This is a genomic window from Caldibacillus thermoamylovorans, assembly GCF_000751775.1.
Lineage (GTDB): Bacteria > Bacillota > Bacilli > Bacillales > Caldibacillaceae > Caldifermentibacillus > Caldifermentibacillus hisashii.
In genome coordinates, this window is record NZ_CCRF01000035.1 from 24,800 (window position 1) to 36,845 (window position 12,046).

The 12,046-nt window shown below is 35.3% G+C and carries 7 protein-coding genes and 1 tRNA gene; 5 read left to right on the forward strand and 3 right to left on the reverse strand.

The window, feature by feature from the left end:
- Positions 1-57 precede the first annotated feature (57 nt).
- Together BT1A1_RS04300 and BT1A1_RS04305 are read left to right on the forward strand one after the other, a co-directional pair.
- Positions 58-957 carry a hypothetical protein gene (locus BT1A1_RS04300; RefSeq protein WP_034768496.1) on the forward strand — a complete coding sequence of 300 codons (900 nt, stop codon included), beginning with the start codon at positions 58-60 and terminating at the stop codon, positions 955-957.
- Positions 958-1,307: 350 nt separating this feature from the next.
- Positions 1,308-2,360 (forward strand): inorganic phosphate transporter, encoded by a 1,053-nt coding sequence (locus BT1A1_RS04305; protein ID WP_034768498.1) that lies wholly within the window; start codon positions 1,308-1,310, stop codon positions 2,358-2,360.
- A gap of 154 nt (positions 2,361-2,514) precedes the next feature.
- Here BT1A1_RS04305 and BT1A1_RS04310 read toward each other — a convergent pair.
- The 3 genes from BT1A1_RS04310 to BT1A1_RS04320 form a co-directional block, all read right to left on the reverse strand.
- Positions 2,515-2,598, reverse strand: a tRNA-Leu gene (locus BT1A1_RS04310).
- A 252-nt stretch (positions 2,599-2,850) separates the two neighbouring features.
- Complete coding sequence (locus BT1A1_RS04315) at positions 2,851-3,426, reverse strand: HAD-IA family hydrolase (RefSeq protein WP_034768500.1); 576 nt, start codon at positions 3,424-3,426, stop codon at positions 2,851-2,853.
- Positions 3,427-3,609: 183 nt separating this feature from the next.
- Positions 3,610-4,848, reverse strand: a complete 1,239-nt coding sequence (locus tag BT1A1_RS04320) for a sugar ABC transporter substrate-binding protein (protein ID WP_034768502.1) — start codon at positions 4,846-4,848, stop codon at positions 3,610-3,612.
- Positions 4,849-5,221: 373 nt separating this feature from the next.
- On the opposite strand from BT1A1_RS04320, the gene BT1A1_RS04330 reads away from it, so the two are divergent.
- The 3 genes from BT1A1_RS04330 to BT1A1_RS04340 all read left to right on the forward strand — a co-directional run bounded on the left by BT1A1_RS04330 (position 5,222) and on the right by BT1A1_RS04340 (position 12,035).
- Positions 5,222-6,544: a sensor histidine kinase gene (locus BT1A1_RS04330; RefSeq protein ID WP_034768506.1), complete on the forward strand. Its 1,323-nt coding sequence runs from the start codon at positions 5,222-5,224 to the stop codon at positions 6,542-6,544.
- Positions 6,545-6,905: 361 nt separating this feature from the next.
- A complete protein-coding gene (locus BT1A1_RS04335; protein WP_034768508.1) occupies positions 6,906-8,675 on the forward strand; it encodes a methyl-accepting chemotaxis protein in 1,770 nt (589 codons plus the stop codon).
- 474 nt (positions 8,676-9,149) lie between these two features.
- A complete protein-coding gene (locus BT1A1_RS04340; RefSeq protein WP_051988997.1) occupies positions 9,150-12,035 on the forward strand; it encodes a glycoside hydrolase family 3 protein in 2,886 nt (961 codons plus the stop codon).
- The last annotated feature ends 11 nt before the right edge of the window (positions 12,036-12,046 follow it).

Sequence of the window (12,046 nt, forward strand, 5' to 3'; positions counted from 1 at the left end):
AGCATGAAATAAACGATTTTTATACGATAGCATTTGTAACATAGGGGGAGAATTACTTTGCGGTCAGTATTAACAAAGGTAAAAAAAGTCGTTAGCTATATCATTATTATTTTATCGTTTATTACAGGAATCGCTGCGACGGCAACAGCCGAATGGGATGATCTCTTTATAAACATCTTTTTATATTTATTATTTGGCGGATTGCCTTTTACAATCGGAATCATTATGCTTGAAGGATTAAAAGAAGGAAAGGAGAATGCGTGGGGAAAATTTCGTTTTTATACGGGAATTTCTTTTTTAGCACCAATTCTATTAAAAATTATTGTGTATTTCAATGATAAAAACACAAACAGGATTTCTACCCCAACTGATATTTACATTACCAATTATCAAGATTTTATCGGTTTAATTATCATTTTTACCGGATTTTATGCGTTTTGTCTGTTTATAGTGATTTATATCGTTGGGTTTAAGGTTGAAAAGGAATTGTATATTTCACTGGTCGTAGCTTTTTTGATTAGTGCCGGATTATCGATTTATGGAAAGAATGATTATTATGCGATTAGGGAAGAAGGATTGTTTTTATCGTCAAAGGAGGAACAAATTGCCATCCCGTGGGAAGACGTAGAAAGCGTCCGAATCGAAGCAGCCCTTGTTTCGGATATTGGGAAATATTCTTCACAGGATTTTGAATGGGAGTTTATTTTTTATTTAAAGGAGCATGAGCCGGTGAAATTTAGCGGATTTGGATACGATGAGCCCAGTCTGACATACTCCCACCAAATTAAGAATGTTATTATGGAAAATAAAATATCTATGTCTATTGATTCCATAAGTGAAAAAGAATGGGAATTTTTGGAAGTGGACATGGAAGATGATGAAATAAAACCGGACGACTTTTATAAATTGTTTCAATATAATCCGGAAACAAATGAATACTATGATATAAACTATTAAAAACATAGAATTATAGCATGTGAATGGATCTAGTACTTCACATGCTTTGTTTACATTCGTGATAAATTTTGCGCAAAACCATTTACGTCCTAATTAGCCTATATGTTTAAAAAGTAAGGTTAAGTAGTTAAAATGAGAAATTTGAATTTACGTCCAAATTATCATTATATGTTTAAAAAGTATTAAAACATATTTTTTCAAACTGATGTATAATTGAAAAGGGCATCGGTGAAATTTTGATTTATCGTTTAAAAAATATACAATAATAATGTGAAAGCAGTCACAATTATGAACAAATTTTCAAAAAACGATGTAACTGAATACAAATCGTAATTATAGTAGGTGAGAAAATGTCCTTATCATTCCCAGATTTTATAACAATGATTACTAGTAATCCGATTATGCTTGTGACAGTTCTTTTGACATTAGGTGTTGTAATGGTAAACGGGTGGACGGATGCCCCAAATGCGATTGCTACATGTGTTTCAACACGTTGCATGAGTGTTCGTCAGGCGATCATTATGGCAGCTTTAATGAATTTTTTTGGTGTAACCGTGATGACTGTTTTTAATGCAACCGTTGCTGAAACGATCTATAATATGGTCGATTTTAGCGGTGATGCCCACAATAGTATTGTCGCTTTATGTGCAGCCATGGTGGCCATTGTTTTATGGGCTACGGGTGCTTGGTATTTTGGAATTCCAACCAGTGAGAGTCATGCTTTAATTGCCGGTTTAACCGGTGCTGCCATTGCACTTCAGGGTGGTTTAGCAGGAGTAAATGGACATGAATGGATGAAGGTTATTTACGGGCTCGTGATTTCAACTGTAATGGGATTCGGACTTGGATTTTTTATTGTAAAAATAATCAATCGTTTATTTAAAAATGTTCCGTTAAGTAAATCAGCAAATTTTTTTCAATATGGAGAAATATTTGCCGGTGCCGGAATGGCTTTTATGCATGGTGCACAAGATGGTCAAAAATTTATTGGTGTTTTTCTATTTGGTGTTTTTCTCTCACAAGGTGTTACAGAAGCTACCGTGTTTACGATTCCATTATGGGTGATGTTAGTTATCAGTGTGGTAATCACATTAGGGACCAGCATCGGGGGTTATCGTATCATCAAATCGGTTGGAATGAGCATGGTGAAACTGCGAAAACATGAAGGATTTGCCTCAGACCTGGCCGGTGTCATTTCACTTTTAACTGCCTCTATTTTTGGTTTGCCCGTCAGTACTACTCATACAAAAACAACAGCTATTATGGGTGTCGGCGCCTCTAAGCGCATTAGAAATGTGAACTGGGATGTTGCAAAAGAAATGATATGGGCTTGGATTTTAACTTTCCCGGGATGTGGAATCATCGGTTACTTTATGGCAAAATTGTTTATGCAAATATTTTGACAAATGATTTATCGCATTTGGGTTTAGAAAGTGACTGGAAGATCATACAGCAGATGTGTTCAACTCGATTTGCCTCGTAAAAAAGCGAAATATAAAAAAAGCCAATACCTTGAGTGTTTCAAAGCATTGACTTTAGTAGTTTTCCAAAAATGAATGCGGATAGGGAGACTCGAACTCCCACGCCGGTTAAGGCATATGAACCTGAATCATACGTGTCTGCCAATTCCACCATATCCGCAAAATCAAAAATGAATCTAAAACATCACCTACAAAGACAGAAACAACGAACAAAAATTATTATATATCTAAGGGAAAAAATTTTCAAGTACCGAAAAATGCCAAATTGTCGATCTCGCTTGTCCGTGTTGGGTACGTTTCAATGTTTTCCTACGACCTTGAAAAATATTTTTTCCTTCCAGAAAGATGATCGTCTTATCATTTTAATAAAAGGTTCTAAGGAAGAGACCGGGTACCCGATCCCTTGGTTCAATTACATTGATAAGCCTTCTAAAACTTGAGGAAAATCTTTGTATGATGATAAATGAAAGTCGGCTTCTTCATTTTCATTTTGAAATAAACAAGTTGGAATACCCAATTCTTTTGCCGGTATAATGTCCAATGCCCGATCCCCAATAACGAGGTCAATTCCGTACTTGTCATGAACGTAGGCATAGGATGCGACATGGGGTTTGCGTGGAAAGCCATCTTCCTCAGGGCAAACAATTTCTTGGAAGTAATGATCCATTTTCCAATGTTTTAATAGGCGTAAAGTAGATTTTCTAAATCGATGGGTAACAATGATATTTTTATCTGCCATTTTTAAAACATCTTCCACAAAAGGAAACGGTTTTTTGTCCTCATCTTTAAACTGTAAATCAATTTTTTGATATTCTTGCCGCTTGTCTTCGGAAATTCCGTAATGTTTGAAAGCTTGTTTGGAATCTTTTTTTAACCAGCGGATAAGTTCATCCTCATTGATTTGCTTTCCGGCGAGTTTTTGAAAAGAAGCCATTAATTTTGGGTATGTATCAAATAAAGTTCCGTCTAAATCCCATAATATATTCACCGAGTTACCTCCGAGTTGATTGAAATAGTATTTCCCATATGTTTATTGTAAGCAAATCCATAGTTTTCGACAAGTGGATGAGGAATGCCTGCATGGATATTGATTTTCCTTTGTTGAAATGAAGAAGCCTGATGCTTAAACGAAATCAGTGGAGGATAGCGCTTCCCCCACTGAAGTGCCCCTTTATTTCGATATAGCGTTAATATTTGTTTTATTAATTATAAACGTGCTTAACAGGTCATTTTCCTTAATATGTTTTCCGGCTTCCAGATCAAAAATTTTCTTAACAGCTAATTCCGCAAATAGTCTTTGTCTTTGGGAGACAACGGCATCGAGAACACCTTGTTTGATCGCTTGTAAATTGACCGGATTGTCATCAAAACCGATAAATTTTTTATTTGAAATGTCATGTTTTTCGGCATAAAGCATAGCGACTGTTCCAAAATCACTGTCAACCCCTGCAGCAAGGTCGAAACCACCGCATGTTTTAACGATTTTCTCGAAATCCTTCACCCGCTCTTGATTATCGAAGAAACCGGATTGCTCACCAACAACTTTAATATTAGGGTATTTTGCTAAAACATCGTATACACCTTTCACCCGTAATTTTAAATTTTCCTGATTGATGTTGGTTGCACTCAAAATAACCTTACCACTTCCGCCAAGTTGTTTGACAATCAAATTCGCTAAGTTTTTCCCTGCTTCATAATTGTCGGTACCGATAAAGCTAATTCGTTTACTGTTAGGGATATCTGCATCCACACAAATGGTTTTAATTTGCTCACGATACAAATCATCAATAACAGGTGCAAGGCTTTTTTGCTCGGAAGGTATGATAATTAAATAATCCAATCCTTCCTTTTTTACATCATTAATCATTTGAATTTGCTCCGACTTATCAAAGCGATTCATGAATTTAGCGGTAAAATGAAAACCGTATTTCTTCGCTGCTTTTTCTCCGTTTTCTATCATCAGTTCCGTAAAAGGATGCCCCTTTTGCAAATTGCTGATAAAAGCAATTTTTTTAGTAGTTTTTGTTCTTTTGTCAACCCGATAATTATGAATGGATTTCTCAACTTCTACCACTACTTGTTGTAATTGTTTCGATAAGTCTAGTAAAATTTCATTGGATTGTTTTTGCTGCATGCTTAAGGTGGCAGCTTCTTGCGTTGAAGCGGCGGATTGTTGGGCGATGGCGGCAATACTATTAATCGCATCAATTAAGTTATCTTTCGTGTCATTTAACACATTCATATGTCCACGAATATTATTTTGGTCATTGATTAAATCAAGTACATTTGTATCAAATTGATCAAAGACTTGATTGACTTCTTCAAACGATTGCTGTTGAATTTCAAACTTTTGATTAGTCGATTCAACCGATTGAATAATTGCATTGATTTTTTCCTTTAAGTTATCCAATATTTTACCAATTTCTGAAGCTGAATTGTAGCTTTGATCCGATAGTTTCCTGATTTCGCTGAATCTCCTTCTTTAATAAATTCAGCTAATATTTTTGAATGGTCTTGTTTACGTGATTGAAGAAGATAAATGAGGATAACGCCAATAATTCCTAATGATAATAAAATATTTCCGGCTATAGGGTAAATTAGTTGTAGGATAAGGGCAACTATCAAAATGAAAAATAAAGCCAACAGTTGTTTTTTTACTTAGCTCATGTTGAAGGAATGAATGAAAACTGTGCCGTTGTTAGAGGGAAGGAACTTTTGATCAGTCGTCCAAGAAGGAAAGCATTCATGGAAGCGTTAGCTAATTATTGGGGCGAGGTGATTAAATGACTAATGTCATTCCGGATATACCGAGAATCTATACAGCCTTGGCCGAATGGATGGCCTGCCTCATTTATATCTCATTATTAAAAAAGCGATTAACCGGTTGGAAACTGATAACATTTTCCGTTTGTACACTATTCATCCAATCTATTTTTTTAGTTATAACGAGAGATTTACCGATTGTTTTTTGGATTCCGTGTATGATCATGGCAATCGGTATGATGCTTTTTTTCATTTTTTTTAGTTGTGATATTACGATTTTTGAAGCAGGTTATTTTAGCGTAAGAGCATTTGTCGCTGCAGAACTGATTGCTTCTTTGGAATGGCAAGTGCATTTCTTTTTTTGGAATGCAGAAAAAGCGACTTTGCCAATGGAATTACTATTATTATTTGCCATCTATGGAGTAGCATTTTTATTCATTTGGTTTCTGGAAAAACGTCAAGTTCCGATTGATGGGAAATTAAATATAAGACAGCACGAATTATGGTCAACGGTTGTGATCGGGGCGGCCGTCTTTGCCATAAGTAATTTAAGTTTCATAACGACGAGAACACCGTTTAGTGGGCAATATGCGCAAGAAATCTTTAACATTCGTACATTGGTAGATTTAGGTGGATTTGCCATTCTTTACGCTTACCATATTCAATTAAATGAATTACGCGTCAGGCATGAATTAAAAGCAGTGCAAAATATTTTGCAAAATCAGTTTGTTCAATATCAACAATCAAAAGAAAGTATTGAAATGATCAATTTTAAATACCACGACTTAAAAAACCAAATTATTGCGCTTAAAGCAGAAAAAGATGCAGATAAGCGCAATGAGTTTTTAACAAAAATGGAGAATGACATTAAGCTGTACGAGGCACAAAATAAAACGGGGAATCATGTATTAGATACATTGTTAACCAGTAAAAATATGAATTGTATGAAAAACGGGATTACGCTAACCTGTGTAGCAGACGGAACATTACTGAATTTCATGGATGTCGTCGATATTTGTACGATTTTCGGAAATGCGCTCGATAATGCAATTGAATACGAACAAAAAATAGCTGATAAAGAAAAACGATTACTCCATGTTTCTGTTTTTGCACAAAAGGGATTTTTGATGATTCGTATTGAAAATTATTTCGAAGGCGAGCTCAAGCTTGAAGGGGACTTGCCGGTCACGACAAAAAAGGATACGTTTAATCATGGTTACGGGCTGAAAAGTATTCGCTATGCGGTTCAGAAGTATGGCGGTGTCGTTAGTGTAGATCAAAAAGATCATTGGTTTGAACTAAAGATCCTCATACCTTTGAAAAACGAAAAATCGGATCTTTGAAAGAATTTTCATGGCTTGGATAAGACTCAGTGTCAATCCAGGCCTTTTCTATTTAAAAAGGCTCTTTTATCGTCCAGCAGCATTCGGTCAAGATTTTTTCAAAACAGGAAATGCAATAACAGTTTGTGCAAAAAAATGAACAGTTTATGCAACGTATTTTTACAAACAAAATAACATGATAACATTTGACTATGTTTTAATGTCGGCAATAGTTGCGGCTATCCTAATCAGACCGGATAAGCTTAATAGAAACGAACTACTTTCCAATTAATTTCCAGCTATATAAAATGGGACTTCTATCTCTATGCTGAATCCTTTAGGTCATATTGTCCTTAAATTAAATATTTGGAGGTAATTATCATTGCGAAAATCGATTACATATCGAATTTTGATTATACTCTTTTTTTTATTGTTTCTTTTTCTATTTAATACTGTCATAAGTGGTGTTACGAACAGCCAAGTACAGTTATCATCTGCCCTGTTTTCAAACTACTTTGTAAAAATAGAAGGGGAGCAGGTAAAAATAGCCAAAGAAATAGGGGAAATTAAATTATCAGTTGATCGGTATATTCAAGGAACAGTGAATGATCCAAAAGAAGTGTCTGAAAAGATACAAAATAATATTGAAAAAGTAAGAAATAGTTTAAAGATAATTGCAAATAAAAGCGATGGGTTTTCCGAAAAGGCGATGAATGATGAACTTAAGAATGCTTTTGCTCCTTACTTAAAGAATATGGAAGCGTTTTTGGAACAAGCTACGAATATTGCAGAAGATATTTCAAATGGTGATATTCCATCAGTAAAAGAAAAATATCTAACATATGAGTCACTATTAGAAGAAATGCATGTCGCAGAGACCGATTATCAAACGGTTTTAGATAAAAGTATTGACCACGAAGGTAGTCTCATCCACTCCCGAGTTTACAGATCCACTATTATCGTTTGGGTAATGGGAGTAATTTTTATCGCAGCAGTTGCAATAGCTGTTTGGATTTCAAAAAAGACGATTATATCACCGTTAAAAAACGCAACAACGAGTTTAAATCATATCATTCAAAAGCTCGAAAATAATGAAGGCGATTTAACAGTTCGCATTGAAAACCGTTCTGAAGATGAAGTCGGACAGATGGTTAAAGGTATCAATCAATTTTTAGATGCTTTACAAAATGCTATGATTTCTATTAAATCCGGTTCCAAGTTCATTTATCAATCTACTGAAAATATTAGTCAGCAAATATTAGAATGTAAAGATTCTACATCCAGTATTTCTGCCGGATTAACTGAATTAACCGCAAGTATGGAAGAAATAAGCAGTACGATCCAGAATGTCGATTATGGCGCTCAAGAAGTCCTATCCGCCTCTAACGATATTGCCGATGACGCCAAAACAAATTTAACGCATGTCAGTAGTATTGTTGAACAAGCAGATGTAATTCAAATACAAACGATAGAAAGTAAAAAACAGACAGAAGAGGTTCTTCAAGATATTAACAAATCAATGAGTTTGTCTATAGAGAATAGCCGTTCTGTAAAAAGAATTAATGAACTTACGGCAGATATTTTAGAAATTTCCAATCAAACGAACTTACTTGCTTTGAATGCATCGATTGAAGCAGCGAGAGCAGGAGAATCAGGAAAAGGGTTTGCAGTAGTTGCTGAAGAAATTAGGAAACTATCAGAGAGTACCAAGGAGATTGCAAGTAATATTCAAAATATCAATTCGCTAGTCATTCATGCTGTAGATGAACTTGTAAATAATGGCGAAAAACTGTTGTCCTATATTACGGAAAACGTTCTGCCTGATTATGATGGGTTTGTAAATATCGCAAATAAATATAAACAAAATATTGATACAATAAATGCTATGTTAACTCGCTATCAAGAAAAGTCCGGCGATTTGAGGAGAATTTCAAATAATATGGCTGAAGGTATTGAAGGAATCACAATAGCAGTGGAGGAAAGTGTAAGAGTCATGGTTCAATCAAGTGATGATACCGCTATGTTATTAAACTCAATAACGGTCATTTCTGATGAATCTTCAAGAAATTGGGAAATTGTAGATGACTTAAATAAACAGGTGGATAAGTTTAAAAAAGTTGAAAAAGAGACATTGGAACAACCTGCTAAATAAGTTAGTTCGTTTTATCTTTACCTTGGTTATGTAGTTTGCTAATTTTTATTATGTGAATCAAAAATTGGCTTGAACTAAAGATTTCATACCTTAGTGAATCGAATATTGGATGAATTTTCTTGGCTTGGATAAGACTCAATGTCAATCCAAGCCTTTTCTGTTAAAATATAGACTTTATTATTCAGCATTCATTTCAGAGTAAGATTTATAAATAGAAAACGCTTTTACAGTTTATGCAAAAATCCATGCAGTTCGTGCAAGTAAATTTTATAAGAAAAAAACTGTGTTAGTATAAGAATGTCAAATATGAGGAAGGAAGAAAGGGCTTAAATTTTTTTGAGGATATGGAGAAATTATGAAGCTATTATTATATTTTTGAAAATGAATACGCTTAAAATCCTCTGAAAATTTAAGTTTTCGCAAAGATTTCTTCCACATAAAAAAATACTATATTAAGTGAGGGGGAGTAATTACATGAGTAAAACCAAGAATAAAAAAAGATCTCGCATTATTTGGAGATCGGTTTTGTCTGTTTTGTTGGTAATTGCTATTGGGGCAAATATTGCCTTGTATCATTTTTCAGATGTTATTTCAGCTTATTTTTCTACGATTGACATGGATAGTAAGGAAGCGGTTGCTGCACGTGAGACATCAACAAAATTAGTTGAAAAAATTGCTGATGAAGGTATTGTCCTTCTTAAAAATGATGACAATACACTTCCACTTAAAACTTCACAAGAAAAAAAGACGAAGGTAAACGTTTTTGGATGGAGTTTTACAAATCCAATCTATGGTGGGACTGGTTCCGGTTCAGCGGATGCTTCTACAGCCGTTACACCAAAGGCGGGACTAGAGTCTGCAGGATTTGAAGTGAATGAACAATTATATAAAGCATATGTAGATACAGGTTTAGAAAGACCAATGGTAGGAATGAATGGTCAAGATTGGACGATTCCAGAACCTGAACCAACAAAATTTTATACAAATGAACTTATGAGACAAGCTAAGGAATTTTCCGATACCGCTATCATCTTTATTGCTCGTTCCGGTGGTGAGGGTGCAGATCTTCCGGTAAGTTTAGATGGTGAAGATACCTTTGATCCAGAGGGCGGAGCATTCGGTGCTACGGGCGTAAGATATGGGAATAAAGATGATCTTGACGCAAATAAACATTACTTGGAACTAAGTAACCGTGAAAAAGGGATGATTGATGCAGTTACAGCAAACTTTGATAACGTTATTCTTGTTGTCAATAGTTCCAATACATTTGAGCTTGGCTGGGTTAAAGATTATAGCCAAATTAAAAGTGTGGTCAATATTGCCGGTCCAGGTCAAAATGGCTTCACTTCTCTTGGTAAAGTTCTTGCCGGGCAAGTTAATCCATCAGGTAGGACAGTCGATATTTATACTGCTGATTTGTTGAAAAACCCGGCAATGAGTAGTTTCGGTGATCAATACTATGTACTTAAAAACGAAGATGGATCATATTCTATTGCAACTGATAAACAAAAAGTAAAATTAAATTACGTTGATTATAAAGAGGGCGTTTATTTAGGATACCGTTTTTATGAAACAGCCGCCGATGAAGGTGCAATTAATTATGATGAAGAAGTTGTTTATCCGTTCGGTTATGGTTTAAGTTATACAGAGTTTGCACAAGAAGTTGTACCAAATAGTTTAAAATGGGATGATGAAAATATTTCGGTTGATGTAAAAGTAACTAATACAGGTTCAGTGGAAGGTAAAGAGGTGGTTCAGTTGTACTACTCAGCACCTTACACAGGAAAAATTGAAAAACCATCAAAAGTTCTTGGTGCTTTTGCTAAGACAGATGTGATTAAACCAGGTGAATCAGAAACGATAACTCTATCATTTAAGGTAGAAGATATGGCATCTTATGATTCAAATAAAGTCTATACATCAAATGGTGGATATGTTCTAGAGGCGGGAGAATATTCCTTAATGCTTATGAAGAACTCTCATGAAAAAATTACGGATGTAGCTTCTAAGGAACTCTCTCAAGTTACTTATTATACAGAAGGTCGTTCCAGTGATCAACAAGTTGCTGTGAATCGGTTAGACAACGAACTAACAGGTGAAGGTAGTCTAACTAAGGTTCTTTCAAGAGCTAATGGTTTTGCAAATCTAAATGAAGTACTTACACAAGATCAAACTTATACGGTTAAAGATGCAGAGAACAAAACAATGACGGTAAAAGGTAAAGTTACAACTACTAATTTTGTTAATTATATAAACGGAATCAGATATGATGTACCTGCTGATACAAATGACAAAGCACCAACTACGGGAGCAGAAAACGGAAAGACATTAAAAGACTATGTAGGTGTCGATTACAATGATGAAAGTTGGGATACTTTACTTGATCAATTAACGGTTGATGATTTGGTTAGTCTTTCAACCTTAGGAGGATACAGAACCGTTGAAATTGAATCAGTAGGTAAACCTGCAACTTTAGACTATGACGGGCCAGCAGCTATTAATAATATGAATATGGCTGCAAATGGACAATCTGGTATCGCATTCCCTGCAGAAGTTATGCTTGCATCTACTTGGAATGTTGAATTAGCAAAACAAATGGGCGAAAGTATTGGTGCTGAGGCTCAAGCTTATGGTGTTACAGGCTGGTATGCACCTGCTATGAATATTCATCGTACCGCATTTGCCGGACGTAACTTTGAATATTATTCAGAAGATGGATTACTTTCTGGTAAGATGGCAGCAGCTGTAACGAATGGATTCCAAAGCAAAGGTGGATATGTTTACATCAAACACTTTGCTTTAAATGACCAAGAAACAAATCGTACAAATGGTGTTTTAACATGGGCTAATGAACAAACCGTTCGTGAAGTTTACTTAAAACCATTTGAACTTGCGGTTAAAGAAGGTGGAGCCGGAGCTGTAATGTCGTCTTTTAACAGTATCGGTAATACATGGGCAGGTGCTAGCTCGGGTCTGTTAAAAGAAATCCTTCGTAACGAATGGGGATTCACTGGTTTGGTTGTAACTGATTTCTATATGATTAATGCCTATCCTTATATGAATTATGAACTGGGTATCCGTAGTGGAAATGACTTGTATTTAACAGGTGCTGCCCCTGTTGGTGTTGCTGAAGTAAATACTGAAAGTAATGACACGTTATGGGCGATGAGAGATGCAGCTCACAGTATCTTATACACTGTTGCAAACAGTAGTGCAATAGACAATCCCATGAGCTCAGAAACTCCAACATGGGTTAAGATCACCATTGCGGTTGATGTTCTTGTTGCTTTAGGTATCGGTATCGGTTTCTTCTTAACATTTCGAAAGGGAAAGGAAAAAGGAAAAGAAAATGCTGCCTAAAGTATAATGAC